The organism is Thermococcus sp., from assembly GCF_026991495.1.
Classification (GTDB): domain Archaea; phylum Methanobacteriota_B; class Thermococci; order Thermococcales; family Thermococcaceae; genus Thermococcus.
On sequence record NZ_JALXBJ010000040.1, the window covers coordinates 43,950 to 61,399 of the forward strand.

At 55.3% G+C, this 17,450-nt stretch carries 20 protein-coding genes, 2 tRNA genes and 1 pseudogene; 17 read left to right on the forward strand and 6 right to left on the reverse strand.

The features are described 5' to 3' along the window. Positions 1–37: 37 nt before the first annotated feature. The 3 genes from MVB78_RS05340 to lonB all read right to left on the reverse strand — a co-directional run bounded on the left by MVB78_RS05340 (position 38) and on the right by lonB (position 3,481). Positions 38–754: a DUF92 domain-containing protein gene (locus MVB78_RS05340; RefSeq protein WP_297488847.1), complete on the reverse strand. Its 717-nt coding sequence runs from the start codon at positions 752–754 to the stop codon at positions 38–40. Positions 755–860: 106 nt separating this feature from the next. Then, positions 861–1,310, reverse strand: a complete 450-nt coding sequence (locus MVB78_RS05345) for an Lrp/AsnC family transcriptional regulator (RefSeq protein WP_297488915.1) — start codon at positions 1,308–1,310, stop codon at positions 861–863. 272 nt (positions 1,311–1,582) lie between these two features. Next, complete coding sequence (lonB, locus tag MVB78_RS05350; protein ID WP_297488850.1) at positions 1,583–3,481, reverse strand: ATP-dependent protease LonB; 1,899 nt, start codon at positions 3,479–3,481, stop codon at positions 1,583–1,585. A gap of 156 nt (positions 3,482–3,637) precedes the next feature. On the opposite strand from lonB, the gene MVB78_RS05355 reads away from it, so the two are divergent. The 6 genes from MVB78_RS05355 to MVB78_RS05380 all read left to right on the forward strand — a co-directional run bounded on the left by MVB78_RS05355 (position 3,638) and on the right by MVB78_RS05380 (position 7,165). Continuing rightward, positions 3,638–4,429 (forward strand): DUF2666 family protein, encoded by a 792-nt coding sequence (locus tag MVB78_RS05355; RefSeq protein WP_297488918.1) that lies wholly within the window; start codon positions 3,638–3,640, stop codon positions 4,427–4,429. A 12-nt stretch (positions 4,430–4,441) separates the two neighbouring features. Beyond that, a complete protein-coding gene (locus tag MVB78_RS05360) occupies positions 4,442–4,810 on the forward strand; it encodes a Mov34/MPN/PAD-1 family protein (protein ID WP_297488854.1) in 369 nt (122 codons plus the stop codon). 49 nt (positions 4,811–4,859) lie between these two features. Next, the gene (locus MVB78_RS05365) at positions 4,860–5,297 is read left to right on the forward strand and encodes a metal-dependent transcriptional regulator (RefSeq protein WP_297488921.1); all 438 of its coding nucleotides are present in this window, start codon (positions 4,860–4,862) and stop codon (positions 5,295–5,297) included. A gap of 143 nt (positions 5,298–5,440) precedes the next feature. Continuing rightward, positions 5,441–5,746 carry a Gar1/Naf1 family protein gene (locus MVB78_RS05370; RefSeq protein ID WP_297488857.1) on the forward strand — a complete coding sequence of 102 codons (306 nt, stop codon included), beginning with the start codon at positions 5,441–5,443 and terminating at the stop codon, positions 5,744–5,746. A 6-nt stretch (positions 5,747–5,752) separates the two neighbouring features. After that, positions 5,753–6,664 (forward strand): transcription initiation factor IIB, encoded by a 912-nt coding sequence (locus MVB78_RS05375; protein WP_297488860.1) that lies wholly within the window; start codon positions 5,753–5,755, stop codon positions 6,662–6,664. A 9-nt stretch (positions 6,665–6,673) separates the two neighbouring features. Next, positions 6,674–7,165 (forward strand): metallophosphoesterase, encoded by a 492-nt coding sequence (locus MVB78_RS05380; RefSeq protein WP_297488863.1) that lies wholly within the window; start codon positions 6,674–6,676, stop codon positions 7,163–7,165. Between the two features lie 37 nt (positions 7,166–7,202). On the opposite strand, the gene hpkB is transcribed toward MVB78_RS05380, so the two are convergent. Beyond that, positions 7,203–7,406, reverse strand: coding sequence for an archaeal histone HpkB (gene hpkB / locus MVB78_RS05385; RefSeq protein WP_297488866.1), 204 nt, complete (start codon positions 7,404–7,406; stop codon positions 7,203–7,205). Positions 7,407–7,757: 351 nt separating this feature from the next. Here hpkB and rbcL point away from each other — a divergent pair, with 351 nt between their 5' ends. Beyond that, a complete protein-coding gene (gene rbcL / locus MVB78_RS05390; RefSeq protein ID WP_297488869.1) occupies positions 7,758–9,092 on the forward strand; it encodes a type III ribulose-bisphosphate carboxylase in 1,335 nt (444 codons plus the stop codon). On the opposite strand, the gene MVB78_RS05395 is transcribed toward rbcL, so the two are convergent. Then, positions 9,093–9,272: a class III signal peptide-containing protein gene (locus tag MVB78_RS05395; RefSeq protein WP_297488924.1), complete on the reverse strand. Its 180-nt coding sequence runs from the start codon at positions 9,270–9,272 to the stop codon at positions 9,093–9,095. 50 nt (positions 9,273–9,322) lie between these two features. Next, complete coding sequence (locus tag MVB78_RS05400; protein WP_297488873.1) at positions 9,323–10,531, reverse strand: hypothetical protein; 1,209 nt, start codon at positions 10,529–10,531, stop codon at positions 9,323–9,325. 96 nt (positions 10,532–10,627) lie between these two features. On the opposite strand from MVB78_RS05400, the gene MVB78_RS05405 reads away from it, so the two are divergent. The 10 genes and pseudogenes from MVB78_RS05405 to rpl1P form a co-directional block, all read left to right on the forward strand. Then, positions 10,628–10,704 (forward strand) — tRNA-Thr (locus MVB78_RS05405). Between the two features lie 9 nt (positions 10,705–10,713). Next, positions 10,714–10,791, forward strand: a tRNA-Pro gene (locus MVB78_RS05410). 140 nt (positions 10,792–10,931) lie between these two features. Continuing rightward, positions 10,932–12,779: an ABC transporter substrate-binding protein gene (locus MVB78_RS05415; protein WP_297488927.1), complete on the forward strand. Its 1,848-nt coding sequence runs from the start codon at positions 10,932–10,934 to the stop codon at positions 12,777–12,779. Between the two features lie 77 nt (positions 12,780–12,856). Next, on the forward strand, positions 12,857–13,768 hold the full coding sequence (locus tag MVB78_RS05420) for a phosphate uptake regulator PhoU (protein WP_297488876.1): 912 nt from the start codon (positions 12,857–12,859) through the stop codon (positions 13,766–13,768). 9 nt (positions 13,769–13,777) lie between these two features. Then, the gene (locus MVB78_RS05425; RefSeq protein WP_297488879.1) at positions 13,778–14,599 is read left to right on the forward strand and encodes a D-aminoacyl-tRNA deacylase; all 822 of its coding nucleotides are present in this window, start codon (positions 13,778–13,780) and stop codon (positions 14,597–14,599) included. 125 nt (positions 14,600–14,724) lie between these two features. After that, positions 14,725–15,843 carry a cell division protein FtsZ gene (gene ftsZ, locus MVB78_RS05430; RefSeq protein WP_297488883.1) on the forward strand — a complete coding sequence of 373 codons (1,119 nt, stop codon included), beginning with the start codon at positions 14,725–14,727 and terminating at the stop codon, positions 15,841–15,843. A gap of 86 nt (positions 15,844–15,929) precedes the next feature. Beyond that, positions 15,930–16,121, forward strand: coding sequence for a protein translocase SEC61 complex subunit gamma (locus tag MVB78_RS05435; RefSeq protein ID WP_297488886.1), 192 nt, complete (start codon positions 15,930–15,932; stop codon positions 16,119–16,121). Between the two features lie 13 nt (positions 16,122–16,134). Then, complete coding sequence (locus tag MVB78_RS05440; protein ID WP_297488930.1) at positions 16,135–16,593, forward strand: transcription elongation factor Spt5; 459 nt, start codon at positions 16,135–16,137, stop codon at positions 16,591–16,593. 37 nt (positions 16,594–16,630) lie between these two features. Beyond that, entirely contained in the window at positions 16,631–17,125 is a 495-nt protein-coding gene (locus tag MVB78_RS05445; protein ID WP_297488889.1) for a 50S ribosomal protein L11, read from the forward strand. 104 nt (positions 17,126–17,229) lie between these two features. Continuing rightward, positions 17,230–17,450, forward strand: a pseudogene (gene rpl1P / locus MVB78_RS05450) (50S ribosomal protein L1); the annotation flags it as partial.

Consider the following 17,450-nt stretch of genomic DNA (forward strand, 5'->3'; position numbering starts at 1 on the left):
AAGGTCGTCCTCACCGGTCGGGAATCCGCCGTAGTCATCATCCGCCGAGGAGGAAGAACGCCAATCCACCGGTTAATCCCCCGATAACGGATGCTATGAGGTTCGTGGTGTTGTTGTCGGTTATCCCCCTGTTCTCAAGGGTCGCCCCGATGAGGCTGTCGGCGTTAACCCCGATGAGGCCTCCCAGTCCCACTGCAAGTGCCACCTGGAGCCAGTGGGAGGTGAGCGGAAGGACGAATGGCACGATCATGCCCACGCCCAAGAGGGCCGCGAGCTCTCCCTGAATGGTTATCCCGCCGTTTGTCCCGGGGTGGACCGGTTTCAGGTTCGTTATCAGCCTCGGCCTCTTCCCCAAGACCTTCCCGAGCTCACTCGCCAGCGTGTCCCCGTTGACGGTCGCTATTGCCGAGAAAGTAGCCGCCCAGAAAACGTCCCTACGGGTAAGCATTTCGATTATCAAGAAGAGGAGAACACCAAGTCCGTTTCCGAGAACGTTTCCGGCGCTCCTGGTCTTCTCGTATCTCTGGGACGAGCCCATCCTCACCTTCTCACTGAACCTGTAGCGCGTGGCCACAACCCCCGCCACAACGAACGTCACGAGTGCGAGGAAGGGGTATATGCCACCGAGGAGGAGAACGAGGGAGCCGATTACTACGGAAGTAGCGATTCCCTTGTCATCCAGTGCTCCCGTCCTGTACGCTGCGGCGGCGAGGGCCGCTATGAGACCAAAGCCCACTTCTGTTGAAGTCTGCATACATGGCACCCCGGCTTATTTTAATCGCCGGCCTAAGTCCGCTGTTGAAGTTTATTACCCTTTCCCTCGACTATTAACGAAGAAAAGTTAACCGTGAAAAGAAACGTCAGAAGATCTCGTGCTTGCAGTCCTCGGTTATGAACGTGACGTCTATGTGCTCTATTCCCGGTGTGCTCTTCGAGATCTCGTTGATGATCCTCTGGATCTCCCTCATCTCCTTTGGAGCGATTATGTGGGCGACTATGTGGTGTGCCCCTAAGGCTTTCTGGACTATCTTGACGTCGTCCATCTTTGCGAGGGCCTTGGTTATCTCATCGACGTCAACCCCGGCCTTCAGAGTGATTCCGAGGACGACGTGTGAGTAGCCGAGCCTGTCGTAATCCGGCACTATGGTGTACTTTTTGATTATCCCTATGCGCTCAAGCTTGTCCATTCTCCTCGAAATCCTCTGCCTCGTTGTTCCGAGGGTCTCGGCGAGCTCCTTGTAGGTCATCCTCGCGTTCTTGGCAAGAAGCTCGATTATTTTAATATCGATCTTGTCCACCCTGTTCGCCATAACCATCACCCTACATATTGCATTAAAGTGGGAGAGGAGTTATAAAACTTTCGGAAAATTTTCAACATGTTGGTATTAGCATATTATTGTCGTTCCTAAAAGTTTGAGTATTTTATTTAATAGGCCCTTTTCTTCAGATGTGATGTCACATTATGTTACATGTTTTTGGTGTGATTATTTCAAAAGGTCTTCCTGTAGTCATTGTTTACCTTTTCAAATCGTCACTGCTTAATTCCAAGACCATGCATGAAAAGCAGGAAAAAATGAAGAATTTAAGGAGACCACAGCGGAAGTGCGGAACGTATTCTACCCAGGAGTTGCTGCTTCTTCGGACTGTCAACAAGTGCTATTTCGAGCACTTCATCTATCCTTTCGACCGGGATGATCTCTATCTTCTCCGCCCTGTCCCTGCTCAGGAAGACGTCCCTCTCGTTGGACTTCGGGATTATAACGGTCTTGATGCCCGCCTCAATGGCGGCCTCTATCTTCGGCGTTGCACCCCCTATCGGGAGAACTTCCCCGCGGACACTCAGGGATCCCGTCATCGCGACGTCCTGTCTTATTGGAATCCCCTCAAGGGTGGAGATGACGGCCGTTGCAACGCTTATGCTCGCCGAATCCCCCTCGACCCCCTCGTAGGTCTGGAGGAACTGGACGTGTATGTCGTACCTGCTTATATCTTCTCCCTTATAGCGCTTTATTATCGCCGAGACGTTCTGGACGGCCTCCTTGGCAATCTCACCGAGTTTTCCAGTGACTATGATCCTTCCCTCCTCCCTGCTGGCTGAGGGGGCCACTATGGCCTCTATCGGGAGGACTATGCCGCTCTGCTCGCCTATGACGGCCAGGCCGTTCACCCTTCCTATCTCTCCTCCCTCAGTTTTTATCACCTGGTACTCCTTCTTGTTCTCGATGTACCAGTCTGCCAGCTGCTTTTCGAGCGGCTTTGCCATCTCCATTGCCTCAAGCACGTCCTCCCTCTCAACGTACTTCTTCCCCTTCTTGACGGCGATGTCGCCGGCTGCCCTCACTATCCCGCCGAGGTCACGGAGGCGCAGTGTGAGGTGTCCCTTCCTTCCGCCCCTTCTTTGGGCTTCCCTCACTATCTCCTCAACCGCATCGCGGGTAAAGTGCGGTATCTTTCCATCCCTCTTTACCTCCTGGGCCACGAACTGAACGAGCTTGCGTCTGTTCTCCATCGTGTCCGGCATCGTCGTCCTCATGTAGACCTCGTAGCCGTAGCCCCTTATGCGGGAGCGCAAGGCCGGGTGCATCTTGTCAACGGTGTCGAGGTTTCCGGCTGCGACGAGGATGAAGTCGCACGGCACGGGCTCGGTTCTCACCATGGCCCCGCTTGAGAGCTCGCTCTGGCCGGTTATTGGGAACTTCTTCTCCTGCATGGCCGTCAGTAGGTTCTGCTGCATCTTGAGGGTCAGCGTTGCTATCTCGTCTATGAAGAGAACACCTTTGTGGGCGCGGTGTATCATACCCGGCTCAACGCGTTCGTGGGCGGGCGTGCCGAGGCCGCCAGACTGGAACGGGTCGTGTCTCACATCGCCGAGCAGCGCACCTGCATGGGCCCCGGTTGCGTCGACGAAGGGCGCCTTGCCCCTCCCGCAGTTGTCGACCAAGAGCTTCGGGACGAGGACGCTGGTCTTCAGACGCATGTTGGAGAGCACCATTATGGTGAGGATTATGACGAAGAGGCCCATCAGGAAGTTGGTGGTGCTGTACTGCATCATTACCGCTATCATTACCATGAACACTATCGCCATCAGGAGGTAGGACTTGATGTTCTCCTGGCTCTTAGCCCTCTCCCTGTACTTCTGGACGATCCTCTTCCCCTGGCAGGCCGGAACGGTCTTTATCTTGGGCATGTTCTCGTCCTCTGGGTTGGGGAAGACGAGTATGTCCTCAAGGCTCTCCGTCGGCAGGAGCTCCGCCATCGCCTGCCCGAGCATTGACTTCCCGGTTCCAGGTTCGCCGATGAGGAGAACGTGCCTCCTCTGCCCCGCGGCAGTCTTTATGACCTCCACCGCATGTTCCTGGCCTATGACCTGATCTATGAGCCTCTCAGGAACTTTAATCTCCTCTGTTGTCTCAAAATCAACGCCCAGCTCAAGGGTCCCGCCCATTCCTTCGTCTGGCAGTGAGGGTTCCCTCTCACCCATTTTATTTCCCTCTTCTCAATGCTCCAATACCGGATACAGCCGGCGGCTTATAACTTTATCTTTTCCCTTGAAAACCTCGCCGTTCACTGGGATAGAAGGTCGGCTTTGGGACAAAGCTAAAATACCCGGGGAGCGTAGCTTTGAGTGGTGGGCGAGATGGTGGTTCAGGATCATATAGTATTCACGGCGAAGCACAGGGAGTGGAAGGTTGGGGAGAAGATAATCTCCATGGACGACAACGAGAAAATAGCGCACTTCTTAGCGAGGGTCTCCAACACCGTGGTTGACAGGATTCCGTCCTACCTCACCGGTGTCATGAACGTGGCCGGGATAATGAGTTTGGCGGAGAGTACAGCCGGGGATGACCTCATCCAGGCGGTGGTAAAGCTTAAGTCCCCCTCAATCCCAAAAAAACTTGGTCAAATGGTTTTCGAGGAGGACAAAAAGCTGAGGAAGCTTCTCATCGACGTTGCCAAGGCCCTTCTCGTGAGGGCGGTTCTCTCAAGGTTTGAGGACATCTCCTACCCAGAAGGGGTTATAAACGAACTTGGAATCGTACTCCCCTACACCGCCGACCACGTTAACTTCACGGCCAAACACGGAAGGTGGGTGGTCGTTAAGAGGCTGGTCATAGACGAGGCCACTCCGAAGGTTGACGTCGCCCGCCTGCTCGCGAGCATCAACGAGACGGTCACTTCCAAGCTCCCCGTCTACGCGGGGATAGACGTTGAAGGCATTGCCTCGATCTTTGCCGGCTTCAAGAGGGTCAGGAAATCGGAGGTACCCCTTGTGATGGAGCGCTACCTTCAGTTCCAGTCGGTTCCCTATGCCCCGAAGCCTTTTGAGCGGCACGCGAGGATATACGCACTCCAGAAGGCTATCGAAACCATCAGACTGCCCTTCCATGTTCCAGCGAAGAGCCTTGAGAAGTACCTCGAGAAGAAGTGAGCGGTGGGGGGAATGAAGGTTCTGATACGAAAGGAGCTCTTAGACTACCTCATAGAGCTCGCCTGGGAGTTCTATCCAAACGAGTTCGCCGGTTTCCTCAGGGAAGTGGATGGGGTTTTCGAGGAGGTTCTGATCGCCCCTGAGGGGAAGTTTGGCTCTGGATCCGTTTACTTTAACCCATGGAGCCTTCCGCTCGACACGTCGATCAAGGGCACTGTCCACTCCCATCCGAGCAACGTTCCATGGCCTTCAGAGGCTGACAGGTTCTTCTTCTCCAAGTTCGGCGGGGTTCACTTCATACTCGCCTACCCCTACTCCCCCGAGAACGTTTACGCATACTCCAGTGACGGAAGCCCGGTGGAGTTTGAAGTGGTTCAGTAGCCCGAAAATTACTTAAATCTTTTTGGTCATCCTAATTCAGGTGAGATCTGTGAAAGTCACCAAGAGGGAGGAGGAGTATCTGGAGACCATGTATCTCCTTCACAGGGACAGGGGCATCATCAGGGTGAAGGATATAGCCAAGTCCCTTCGTGTAAAACCCCCCAGCGTCGTTGATGCCCTGAAAAAGCTCTCCGAAAAGGGCCTTGTGAAATACGAGAAGTACGACAGGATTCTGCTGACGGACGAGGGCTTGAAGATAGCCAAGGAGACTTACTCAAAACACCAGCTCCTGACCGAGTTCTTCGTGGACATCCTCGGGATCCCACCGGAGATAGCCGAGGAGGACGCCTGCCAGTTCGAGCATTACGTTCACCCCATGACTGTGGAGCGGATCAGGGAGTTCGCAGCTTTTATACAGGAGCAGTGTCCCTACGTGCTGAAGCAGTTCCTCAAGGAGAGGCTTGGAGGGGAAACCACCGATCCCTGAGTTCCAATAATGAACCTCATCGTTTATGCTCTACAAATTTATGGTTTATGTGTGCTTCCTTATAAAAACCTTTCGCGAGAACCGAAAACTTTATAAGCAAAATCAGCGAAAAACTTAAAAGGAATGCCCTTTGGGGTGGGGCCATGCGAAAGTTGGGAAGGGTTTCTCACTATGCAAAGCCAGGTTTCCTGATAGTCAGGACGAACTGGGTTCCCAGTATCAACGATAGGGTTGTGGATAAGGAACTCACTCTCATTGGAGTCGTGAAGGATGTTTTTGGGCCCGTGAGAGCCCCGTACGTTGCCCTGAAACCACTCGTCAAGAACCCTGAGGAGTACGTCAACTCAATTCTCTACGTGGACAGCCGGAGGGGGAAACACGAGGGCCGGAAGAAGGCCCGTGGCAGCGGTTCGAGGAGGAGGCGCCCCGCCCCCAAGAGGAGGGGGTGAGGAGTGTTGGCTGATAAACTTGTGTGCCCCGTTTGCGGGTCGACCGAGTTCTTCTACGATAGGAGTAGGGGAGAGCTCGTCTGCAGGGTTTGCGGTTACGTAATCGAGGACAACATAATAGACGACGGGCCCGAGTGGCGTGCCTTCGATCCGGATCAGCGGGCCAAGCGCGCCAGAACCGGTGCGCCGATGACCCTGATGATACATGACAAGGGCCTTTCCACGGACATAGACTGGCGCGACAGGGACATCCACGGCAACCAGATAACCGGGATGTACAGAACAAAGATAAGAAGGCTGAGGATGTGGCAGAGGAGGATGCGCATAAACGACGCCGCCGAGAGGAACCTTGCCTTTGCCCTCAGCGAGCTCGATAGGATGGCCGCTCAGATGAGGCTTCCAAAGAGGGTCAAGGAGGCCGCGGCCGCCCTTTACAGAAAGGCCGTCATGAAGAAGCTCATCCGGGGCAGGTCTATAGAGGGAATGGTCTCGGCTGCCCTCTACGCCGCCTGCAGGATGGAGGGCATCCCTCGGACTTTAGATGAGATAGCCAGGGTCTCAAAGGTCTCCAAAAAGGAGATAGGGAGGAGCTACCGCTTTATGGCGAGGGGTCTCAACCTTAACCTGCGTCCCACGAGCCCGGTGGACTACGTTGACCGCTTCGGGGACGCCCTAAACGTGAGCGCCAAGTCCAAAAAGCTCGCCAAGGACATACTCCATGAGGCTATCGGAAAGGGGATAACCAGCGGTAAGGGCCCAACGGGACTCGCAGCGGCCGCCCTCTACATAGCCTCCCTGCTCAACGGCGAGCGCAAGACCCAGAGAGAGGTAGCTGAGGTCGCCAACGTAACTGAGGTTACGGTGAGGAACCGCTACAAGGAGCTCGTAGACAAGCTCAACATAAAGGTTCCCATATGAGGGGATACCTTGAAGCTGGCCGTGGTAAGCGACACCCACGTGGGGGACAGACTTCGATGCCTTCCGTCCCCTCTCCTTTCTTCCCTGGAAGCAGAAAAGCCCGACCTCATACTTCACGCCGGGGATGTGGCCTCGGCTGAGGCGCTTGAGGTTCTCGAGGACATAGCCCCGACGGTAGCAGTCCGGGGCAACGCGGACCGGCTTCACCTACCCGAGGAGGAGACAGTAGCCGCTGGCGACTTCAGAATAGGCATCATCCACGGCCACCAGCTCTTCTCCCTCAACGCCCAGTCCCTGACCCTGAAGGCGCTTGAGATGGGGGTTGACGTTCTGATCTTCGGCCACACCCACCGCTATTATTACGACTCGTACTCCCTCCACGGCCGGAGGGTTACCCTCCTCAACCCGGGCTCCCCGACCTTCCCGAGATTCGAGGGGCCGGGTTTTGCTGTGCTGAAGGTGGGGGGCGAAATCGAGGTCAGAAGGGTTCTCCTGTATTAATGAACTGAAGATTGAACGAGAAAATAAAAAATGGCCATCATGCCTTGATGGCGAGTTTTATGTCCTCGGCCTTGACGGTCTTCCTGCCGGCGTGCTGGGCGAGGGCGACGGCCCTCTGGGCAATCTCTATGGCCTTCTCCTCAAGGTGCTCGGCGAGAACCTTCGCGGCTTCCTCGCTAACGCGGGCGGCGCCGGCCTTCCTTATCAACCTGTCAACTGGGGCAATTGGCAACTCAGCCATTCACAACACCTCCATCCTTTTGTTTTGCAGGTATCTGCGTTTTGTTTTAAGAGCAAAGCCCTATATAAAGTTTTCGGAAAAGAAGGCTTTAGCGGCTGGTTTTTACCCAGTTTCCGCTTGACCACCGAGAACTGCCCACTACCCCGCCACCCCTACATGTTATACAAAAACAGTAACCCTTCAAGCGAGATTGAAAGGACCGCTTGGACTCCTCAGATGCCCCAACGGCCGGCGTTCCATCCTTGAAATTAGCGGACTTTACTGAATTTTAATGGGTGAAAATGGCCATTCCTTTCCAGCAGGGTTTTTATAGGGTAACGGTGAATCCTTTAGGCACCGGAGGTGATTTAGATGGTTGAGAAGTTTGACAGGATATACGACTACTACGTCGATAAGGGCTATGAACCGAACAAAAAGAGGGATGTGGTGGCCGTTTTCCGCGTTACCCCCGCGAAGGGCTACACGATTGAACAGGCTGCCGGTGCCGTAGCAGCGGAAAGCTCGACCGGAACCTGGACGACCCTCTATCCCTGGTACGAGAAGGAAAGATGGGAGGACATGTCGGCAAAGGCCTACGAATTCACGGACATGGGCGACGGCAGCTGGATCGTTAAGATAGCCTATCCCGAGCACATCTTCGAGGAGGGCAACATGCCGGGATTTCTCGCGAGTGTCGCCGGCAACGTCTTTGGAATGAAGCGCGTTGAATGGCTCCGCCTTGAGGACATCTACCTCCCTGAGAGGTTCCTGCGCAACTACCCCGGCCCGAACTTCGGTATCGATGGGGTCAGGAAGAAGCTCGAAATCTACGACAGGCCGCTCTACGGTGTCGTTCCCAAGCCGAAGGTCGGCTACTCCCCGGAGGAGCTCTACAAGCTCGCCCTCGACCTATACACCGGCGGAGCGGACTACATTAAAGACGACGAGAACCTCACGAGCCCCTGGTACAACCGCTTCGAGGAGCGCGTTAAGGTCGTCACCAAGGCCATGGAGAAGGCCGAGAACGAGACCGGAGAGAAGAAAACCTGGTTCGCCAACATCACCTCGCCAATACTCGAGATGGAGGAGAGGCTTGAACTCCTCGCCGATTACGGCGTTCCTCACGCGATGGTCGATGTGGTCGTCCTCGGGTGGGGCGTCCTCGACTACATCCGCGAGCTTGCAGAGGACTACGGCATAGCTTTGCACGCCCACAGGGCCATGCACACCGCCTTCGCCCGCTACAAGTACCACGGCATCTCGATGTTCGTCTTAGCTAAGCTCTACCGCGTCATCGGCGTCGACCAGCTCCACGTTGGAACTGCCGGTGCAGGAAAGATGGAGGGCGAGAAGTGGGAGGTCGTTCAGTACAAGAGGATAATCACCGAGGACCACTACGTCCCGGACGAGAACGACGTCTATCACCTCGAGCAGAAGTTCTACCACATCAAGCCCGTCTTCCCGACGAGCTCCGGCGGTCTGCACCCTGGCAACATCCAGCCCGTCATAGAGGCCCTTGGAAAGGACATAGTTTTACAGCTCGGCGGCGGAACGATGGGCCACCCGGACGGGCCGAAGGCCGGGGCGAAGGCGGTGAGGCAGGCGATAGACGCCATCATGCAGGGGGTTCCGCTCGACGAGTACGCGAAGAGCCACAGGGAGCTTGCCAGGGCTCTTGAGAAGTGGGGCCACGTCACACCGGTCTGATCAGCCGCTTATGTTTTTCCAGCTTTTGTTTACGTACTCGTTCAACTGGCTCGCGGAGCTGTTTATCATCTGGCCCGTCTGCTCCGCGACCTGTTTCACGTATTTTATGACAAGCGCTACCATCATTAGCGCTACGGTTATCATGAGCAGGTACTCCACAGCGGCCTGGGCCCGCCTCATTCCCCTCACCGTTATACCTTGCACTCCAATGGATTTAAAGCTTTGCAGGATCAGTAGAGCATCACCTCAAAGCTGAGCTCGCTTAGAAGGTCCGCGAGAACCTCACCGTCCACGTAAGCGAGAAGGTGGTGGTTTCCGGCGGTGCCGTCTACGAAATCCCCTGCGTCTTCAACTTCAAGTTTTACCTGTGTCCTGCACCTGAACTCACTTTTTTCAACCCCTATCACCTTGACTCCGGCGACAACGGCCTTCCTCCCCCTTATCTTGAAGAGACTGGCCCTGCCCGGGGGAAGTTCAACCCCGACCCCAACTCCCTTACCGCTCTCGAAGTGGCTCCTGAGAACGTACCTGCCGAGCAGGGGGGCGGTGCAGTGGGCGAGAATCAGGTAGTTCCTTCCGTAGTCCGCCACGTTGCCCATGAAGGAGGGCTTTCCAAAGAACCTCCTCACTATCATCATTCCGAGGAGTGAGTTTAGCTCCCCCTCGCAGGCCGCCGGGATCCCGCGGGTGTTGAACATGGCCAGGGCGAGGCACGGCGTTCCTCCTATCTTGCCTATGAGGTCAAAGCAGCCGATGGTGAAGCCGTCGAGCTTGTAGTCTTTGAGAATCCGCTCTATCGCCACGTATACTCTCCCTGCAGTTGTGAGGTCCCTTTCAACTGGTTCCCTCACTCCCGCGGCCCTTTCCACGACCTCCCTCACAGCCTCAATGCCCTCTTCCTCACCGATTGATTCGTAGTACTCATAGAATTTCCTCAGGCTTATCCTGGTGTAGGGGAGCTCGAACCTCTCGTTTATCAGCCAGGGGGAAACCCTTCCGATGAGTCCAAGCCTCATCCTGAGGAAGCGGTTCCATGTTTCCATCTCGTCCTCGTAGCCTAAGAGCGCCGCCCTGAGCTCTTCGGGGCTTTTGACGAGACTTGATGGGATGAGCCTCTCTCTAAGGTACTCCCTCAGCTCTATCCCGGCGGCGAGCGAGTTGTTGTAAGGATCTCCAAAAATAATGATGGGCCTTCTAAAAACTCCGAATTCTTTGAGGGCGTTCTCAGTTCCCCCCGTTAGCGGGTACAGGAGGATCATGTCCACTTTGCTGAAGTCCAGGGACTCCCTCGCCTCCCTAAAGTCGGCCTTCGTAGTTATGAAAAAACCGCCTTCGACGTCGTGCTCTTGGGCAAGGGAACTGAGAAACCGTGAGGCCTTTCCCTCGAACTCCTTGGGGTTGGCCAGTTCGCTGACCCCAAAGATAACTCCAATCCTCATTGAATCACCTCTACAACTGGGTATCTCCCCATAATTAATGTTGCGGTCCGGCACGGGAGAAAAATTTATAAATACCGGATACCCCCTATCAACGACGCCCCGGTGGCTCAGCCTGGTGGAGCGGCCGCTTGGTAAGCGGCAGGTCGCGGGTTCAAACCCCGCCCGGGGCTCCAAGTTCTTGTGGGGCCGTGGGGTAGCTTGGTCTATCCTTCCGGCTTCGGGAGCCGGAGACCCGAGTTCAAATCTCGGCGGCCCCACCATCCAGCGATTCTTCTGAGAGATCTCCACCCCCCGCGGTTTCTTCGCCTGTGGTTCTTTACGACACCTGTTGGAGAATTTATCCAAAAGCTTAAATATGGGACTCCCCTACTGCACTTGGACAAATAATCCGGTGGTGAAGATGAGGAGGATCGTGATTTTGGCGCTGTCCCTCATATTACTTGGGGCCGTGTTTTCGAGCGGCTGCATTGGAACGGGCACTCAGACTTCCAGTTCAAGCCCTTCCCAGACCCATTCAGCGGTTTCATCGAGCTCAAGTACGAGGTCTACCTCGGGATCCACCTCCCTCAGCTCCTCCAGCGCTGCCTATTACCCGATCACGGTAAAAGACTACCTGAACAGGACCGTTGCAATTAAGGCCGAGCCCATGAGAGTCGTCACACTCGCCCCCGCGATAACGGAGGATCTCTACTACCTCGGTCTCTTCGCCAGGGTCGTTGGGGTCACGAACTACGACGATTTCCCGCCGGCCGTCGGGAACGTCACGAGGGTTGGTGGTTACGGTAAGTACGCCAACCTCGAGAGGATAGCGGCTCTAAAACCAGACCTTATAATAGCGGACACCTTTTCCCAGCCCATACTCTCCAAACTCGAGGAGATAGCCCCTGTTGTGGTTCTGAGGGCCCACAGCATAAAGGACATCGAAGGGAACCTCCTTCTCTTAGGCAGAATATTCAACCGCGAGAACGAGGCTAAGGAGGTTGTCTCAAAGTTCAGCGCTCAGCTTAGGGAGATAAGCTCCGCCGTTGCTTCAGAACCAAAGGTCAGGGTTTTCTACGTAGTCTGGAACAACCCCATCACGACCGCCGGGGGGGACAGCTTCATAAGCCAGCTCATAAACCTCGCCGGCGGCGTGAACATCTTCAACGATACCAAAGGCTGGCCCGCGGTGAGCATGGAGCAGGTGATAGCGAGGAACCCGGACGTAATAATCCTAACCCCCCACTGCGGCATGACGGTTGACGAGGCGTTTAAAAAGTTCAGCGGCACGAAAGCCGCCGCAACTGGGAGGATATATATGATAAAGAACGAGAACGACCTCATACATCCGAGTCCGAGGCTTACGAGGGGCCTTGAGACGCTCGCTAAGCTGCTCCACCCGGATGCCTTCAAGAGCTCCTATCCGATGAGGGTGGTTGACTTCATGAACAGGACGGTGACAATAGAGAAGGAACCGGAGAGGATAGTTTCCCTTGCCCCCAGCATAACCGAGACCCTATTCGCCATAGGGGCAGGAGATAAAGTCGTCGGCGTTACAAAATACGCGGACTGGCCGGCTGCCGTCAGGAACGTAACGAGGGTTGGTGGTTACGGTAAGTACGCCAACCTCGAGAGGATAGCGGCTCTAAAACCAGATCTCATAATAGCTGACGATTTCGCGCTCCCGATACTCAACAAGCTCGAGGAGATAGCGCCCGTTGTCATAGTGGCTCCCAAGAGCATTGAGGGAATATACAAGCAGATCGAGCTGCTCGGGAAGGTAACCAACAGGGAGGAGGAGGCCGACCTCGTCGTTGGCGAGATGGAGGGCGTTGTCAATTACGTGAGGTCAAAGGTGAGCAACCTGAGCAGGCCGAGGGTTTTCTTTGTTCTGAGCTACTACAACGGCTACTGGACTGCTGGAAGGGGAACCTTCGTCAACAGCCTGATAAACCTCGCCGGCGGCGTGAACATCTTCAACGACACCGAAGGCTGGGTGAAGGTCAGTGAGGAGCAGGTGATAGCGAGGAACCCGGATGTAATAATCCTCCTTCCCAACGCGGGTATAAACGCGAGCGAACTCTGCGGGGGGCCGCTTTCCGGAACAACGGCCGTCAGGGAGGGCAGGGTCTTCACGGTCGAGAACGGTGACGTGTACCAGAGGCCAAGCCCGAGGATAACGATAGCCCTCCAGGAGCTCGCGGACTTCCTCCATCCAAAGGCTTTTGGCCTGTCCTACAACTCCACCTGCGCCGTTGCCACCTCGTGACCCTTTCACTTTCATTTTTGTGGGGGTTTATAGTAAGCCATATAAAGCAGCCCCGGTATATACCACCGGGGAGGGATATGGAGTTCAGGAAGATTCAATTTACCGGGAGGAGTTCATATATAATCTCCCTGCCCAAGAAGTGGGTCGTCGAGAACGAGCTCAAGCAGGGCGACGTGGTGCCCCTGACTATAAACCCCGATGGGAGCATAATAATATTCCCGAAGCAGCCAAAGAGCATCAGTGAGAAGAAGGAGCTTGAGATATCGAGTGAGTTCTCCCCCGATATGGCGGTTCGCTTAGTTATATCCGCCTACATCCAGGGTTACGACGTTCTTGAGGTTCTCTTCCCTGAGGAGCTGCCCGTCTACAAGGTTAAGATAAGGAAGATCCTCCAGAGCCTCCCTGGGGTTGAGATAATCCTCGACGAGCCCCAGAGGATAATAGCCAAGAGCCTCCTCGACGAGAGGGAGGTCAACATATCTGAGATAATGAGGCGCGTGCGCTCGATAATACTCTCGATGATCGGGGACATCTCCCTTCTCACCGGGAGGGACGACGAGGAGGTTCTGAGGGACATCAACGACCTTGAAAACGAGCTCGACAGGTTTTACTTCCTCGTCATAAGGACGGTGAACAGGCTCTTGGATCAGAGAACTGTGGTCAGGGAGAGCGACGTGATAAAGGGGCACTTCGATCTCATCGGTGTGCTCTTCATAGTCAGGAACATCGAGAGGATAGGGGATCACCTGACCCGCATAGCGGAAAACCCCGAGAGGCTCGACTACGATAAGCTCAAGGAGCTCTTCATGGAGGTAGTTGACAGGATAGAGGACCGCGACCTGCGGAAGATAGACAGTCTTATGCTCCGCCTCAAGGGGGAGATATCCTCCATGCGCTCGGCCAAGTCCCCGGCCGAGGAAAGCTACCGGAGGATCCTCGAGTACCTTGAGAACATAGGGGAGACCGTTATCAACATGTCCCTGAGCTGAGGTGATGGCATGAAGGTTATAATGACAACCAAAGTTGACCCGGCCTCAATGAACATCCGGGAAAAGCTCGTGGAGAACTTCGGTTTTAAGGAGGCTGAAGGTGAGTTCGACGGCAACCCAGTTTACAGGAGGGGGAACGAGGTCATCCTGACGACCGAGGGGGAGATGATATACTACGACAACCTCGACACCGCAATCGAGAGAGAGCTCGGCTTCAAGCCCGAGTTCATAGCCTTCGCATCGCGGCACTCCAGCAGGCAGAAGCTCCCCGCCCTCACGGTTCACGTCACCGGGAACTGGGGGAAGGCCATGTACGGGGGGAGGGATGGGAGCCTTGCCGTTGCGCACCCCGTTGCCATGAAGCTCGCCCTCCTGAAGCTCAACGAGCTGAACGACCTGGGCTGGACCGTCTGCTACGAAGCAACGCACCACGGGCCGAGCGAGCTCTCCGTTCCGAGCATGTTCATTGAAATAGGGTCGAGCAGGGAGGAGTGGGTAAACGACCGGGCAGGTGAGATACTCTCCGAGACCATCGTCCACGTCTTGGCTGAGATGGATTCCCGCTGGCCATTCAAACAGGCCATCGGTATTGGCGGCGGCCACTACGCCCCAAAGCAGACGAGGAGGGCCCTTGAGGGCGACCTCGCCTTCGGGCACATAGCGCCCAAGTACGCACATCCAGTTGCGGAGCGTCTTATAAAAAGGGCTATCGAGAGGACTTATGGGGGAGTTGAGGCCGTCTACGTTGACTGGAAGGGGAGTAAGGGTGAGACGCGGCAGCTCGCGAGAAAAATCGCCGAAGAACTCGGACTTGAATTCATACGGGACTGAACAACCGTGACGAAAGGTTTAAAGCGTTAGACGTAGAGATATCCCAGCACCGGACATCCGAACATTTATATAGTTTCCATCCGGAGATAGAGAAGGTGTTAAATTGCACCCCGGAGGGTCGGAAGATGTTGAAACTGATTGAAGAGGCCATTGATAAGACCACTGCTCAGAACGAGGCAGCCAGGGTGGAGGCCCCCTCTTACCAGAGCGACATTGACGAAGAGCTCAGGAAACTGCTTGAGCAGATCCAGGCAAAGATATACGTGGTTGGCGTTGGTGGCGCCGGCTGTAACACCATAAACAGGATGATGCAGGTTGGGGTTCAGGGCGCCAAGATAATAGCCGTTAACACCGATGCCCAGGATCTCCTGAAGGTTCGGGCGCACAAGAAGATACTCATCGGGAAGGAGCTCACAAAGGGCCTTGGAGCAGGCAACAACCCGAAGGTCGGGGAGGAGGCCGCCAAGGAGAGCGAGAGGGAGATAAGAGAGGCCATTGAAGGTGCAGACATGGTCTTCGTTACCTGCGGTCTCGGCGGTGGTACTGGAACGGGAGCGGCCCCGATCATAGCGGAGATGGCCAAGAAAACCGGTGCCCTTACAGTCTCCGTTGTCACGCTGCCCTTTACCGTTGAGGGCATAAGGAGAATCAAGAACGCGGAATACGGGTTGGAGAGGCTCAGAAAGGCCAGCGACACAGTAATAGTCATTCCGAACGACAAGCTCATGGAAGTCGCCCCCAACATGCCGATTCACATGGCTTTCAAAGTCGCCGATGAGATCCTCGTCCAGGCTGTCAAGGGGATAACCGAACTCATAACCAAGCCCGGTCTGGTAAACCTCGACTTCAACGACGTCCGCGCCGTCATGAAAGATGGTGGTGTTGCAATGATAGGCATCGGCGAGAGCGACAGCGAGAAGAGAGCTTTGGAAGCCGCCCAGCAGGCCCTTAACAGTCCCCTCCTGGACGTTGACATAAGCGGGGCGAAGGGGGCCCTGATAAGCATCAGCGGAAGCGACGTCAAGCTTGAGGAGGCCCAGCAGATAATAGAACTCGTCACCAGCAAACTCGACCCGGAGGCCCAGGTCATCTGGGGAATACAGCTCGATGAGGAACTTGAGAAGATGCTCAGGATCCTCCTTGTCGTCACAGGGGTCAGCTCGCCATACGCGGTTTCGGAGGAGGAGACACCCCAGTACGATGAGGAGAGGCGCGTGGTCAAGCTGAGCCTTGAGGAGTTCTGACCGACCGTTACCTTTTTATTTGGTCTCTTGACCTAAGACTCAGTGGGTTAGACTTTCATCTCATGAGTTGAGGGGCGTGATTCGAGATGGCTGGCATTGGCGAAAAAACGAGGAACTTCATTGCCGAGTCCAGGAGGGTTCTGATGGTCACGAGGAAGCCGAGCTGGAAGGAGTACAAGATGGCTTCCAAGATAACCGGGTTGGGCATGATACTCATAGGCACCATAGGGCTTATAATAACCATGTTGGCCTACCTGATCCTCGGCACCCAGGGCTGAACCGGTGGTTGGAATGGGCGAGAGCAGGATATTCACGGTGCGCGTTACCGTGGGTCAGGAGGAGACGACAGCGAAGCTCATCTACAGCAAAGTCAAGACCTACAACCTGCCCGTCTACGCCATACTCGCCCCGAGCAAGGTTAAGGGCTACATCTTCGTGGAGGCACCGAGCAAGAGCGCGGTCGACGAGGCCATAAGGGGTATACGGCACGCGAAGGGAACCCTGCCCGGGGAGGTTAAGTTCGAGGAGATAGAGCACTTCCTTGAGGAGAAGCCCGCAGTTAGCGGCTTCGAGCCCGGCGACATCGTCGAGCTCATATCCGGGCCCTTCAAAGGCGAGAAAGCTAAGGTCATCAGGGTAGACGAGTCCAAGGACGAGATAGTTGTAGAGCTCATAGGTGCGATCGTTCCAATCCCCGTGACCGTCAGGGGAGAATACGTTAGACTTATAAGCAAGCACCGGAAGGAGTGAAGGACGTAATAACAGCTCGATTTGAGAGGTGAGAAAAATGGCGCAGATCGTTGAAGTGCTCGTTGAAGGAGGAAAGGCAAGTCCCGGCCCGCCCCTCGGTCCGGCTATAGGGCCCCTTGGGCTCAACGTTAAACAGGTCATCGATGAGATAAACAAGGCCACCAAGGACTTTGAGGGGATGCAGGTCCCGGTCAAGGTCATAGTCGAGGATCCAAAGAAGAAGACCTTCCGCATTGAAGTCGGTGTGCCGCCGACGAGCCAGCTTATAAAGAAGGAGCTTTCCCTTCCAAAGGGCTCCAGCGAGCCGGTTCACAGCATAAGCGGAGACCTCAGCATGGAGCAGGTGATCAAGATAGCGAAGATGAAGATCGATCAGATGCTCGCGCCTGACCTCAAGGCCGCGGCCAAGGAGGTCATGGGGACCGCCTTGAGCATGGGCGTTACCGTTGAGGGAAAGGACCCCAGGGAAGTCCAGAGGGAGATAGACGCAGGTGCCTACGACGAGCTTTTTGCCGGGGAGGAGGGCGCTTAACCCCCTCTATCGGCGGGGAAAAGTTTAAAAACATCCCCTTTTATGCCTCTTTGATTCTCCATTCGCTTGCTGAAATCAGATGAAAAAAGAAGGAGGGCTGTAAAGTGGCCTTCGACAGGCAGAAAATCGTGGAAGCGGTGAAGGAGGCTAAGGCTCGGGCCCGGGCTAAGCCGCGGCACTTCACACAGACCGTCGAGATGGCAGTCAACCTCAAGGATATAGACCTGAAGAAGCCTGAGAACAGGTTCAAGCTTGAGGTTGTGCTGCCCCACGGTCGTGGGAAGGAGCCGAAGATCGCGGTCATCGCTGATGGTGCCGTTGCCGA

What these genes read in the sequence shown, in the direction of transcription:
- MVB78_RS05340 (WP_297488847.1), bottom strand. Translation starts at nt 754, where the DNA reads ATGCAGACTTCAACAGAAGTGGGCTTTGGTCTCATAGCGGCCCTCGCC.
- MVB78_RS05345 (WP_297488915.1), bottom strand. Translation starts at nt 1,310, where the DNA reads ATGGCGAACAGGGTGGACAAGATCGATATTAAAATAATCGAGCTTCTT.
- lonB (WP_297488850.1), bottom strand. Translation starts at nt 3,481, where the DNA reads ATGGGTGAGAGGGAACCCTCACTGCCAGACGAAGGAATGGGCGGGACC.
- MVB78_RS05355 (WP_297488918.1), top strand. Translation starts at nt 3,638, where the DNA reads ATGGTGGTTCAGGATCATATAGTATTCACGGCGAAGCACAGGGAGTGG.
- MVB78_RS05360 (WP_297488854.1), top strand. Translation starts at nt 4,442, where the DNA reads ATGAAGGTTCTGATACGAAAGGAGCTCTTAGACTACCTCATAGAGCTC.
- MVB78_RS05370 (WP_297488857.1), top strand. Translation starts at nt 5,441, where the DNA reads ATGCGAAAGTTGGGAAGGGTTTCTCACTATGCAAAGCCAGGTTTCCTG.
- hpkB (WP_297488866.1), bottom strand. Translation starts at nt 7,406, where the DNA reads ATGGCTGAGTTGCCAATTGCCCCAGTTGACAGGTTGATAAGGAAGGCC.
- rbcL (WP_297488869.1), top strand. Translation starts at nt 7,758, where the DNA reads ATGGTTGAGAAGTTTGACAGGATATACGACTACTACGTCGATAAGGGC.
- MVB78_RS05395 (WP_297488924.1), bottom strand. Translation starts at nt 9,272, where the DNA reads ATGAGGCGGGCCCAGGCCGCTGTGGAGTACCTGCTCATGATAACCGTA.
- MVB78_RS05400 (WP_297488873.1), bottom strand. Translation starts at nt 10,531, where the DNA reads ATGAGGATTGGAGTTATCTTTGGGGTCAGCGAACTGGCCAACCCCAAG.
- MVB78_RS05415 (WP_297488927.1), top strand. Translation starts at nt 10,932, where the DNA reads ATGAGGAGGATCGTGATTTTGGCGCTGTCCCTCATATTACTTGGGGCC.
- MVB78_RS05420 (WP_297488876.1), top strand. Translation starts at nt 12,857, where the DNA reads ATGGAGTTCAGGAAGATTCAATTTACCGGGAGGAGTTCATATATAATC.
- MVB78_RS05425 (WP_297488879.1), top strand. Translation starts at nt 13,778, where the DNA reads ATGAAGGTTATAATGACAACCAAAGTTGACCCGGCCTCAATGAACATC.
- ftsZ (WP_297488883.1), top strand. Translation starts at nt 14,725, where the DNA reads ATGTTGAAACTGATTGAAGAGGCCATTGATAAGACCACTGCTCAGAAC.
- MVB78_RS05435 (WP_297488886.1), top strand. Translation starts at nt 15,930, where the DNA reads ATGGCTGGCATTGGCGAAAAAACGAGGAACTTCATTGCCGAGTCCAGG.
- MVB78_RS05440 (WP_297488930.1), top strand. Translation starts at nt 16,135, where the DNA reads ATGGGCGAGAGCAGGATATTCACGGTGCGCGTTACCGTGGGTCAGGAG.
- MVB78_RS05445 (WP_297488889.1), top strand. Translation starts at nt 16,631, where the DNA reads ATGGCGCAGATCGTTGAAGTGCTCGTTGAAGGAGGAAAGGCAAGTCCC.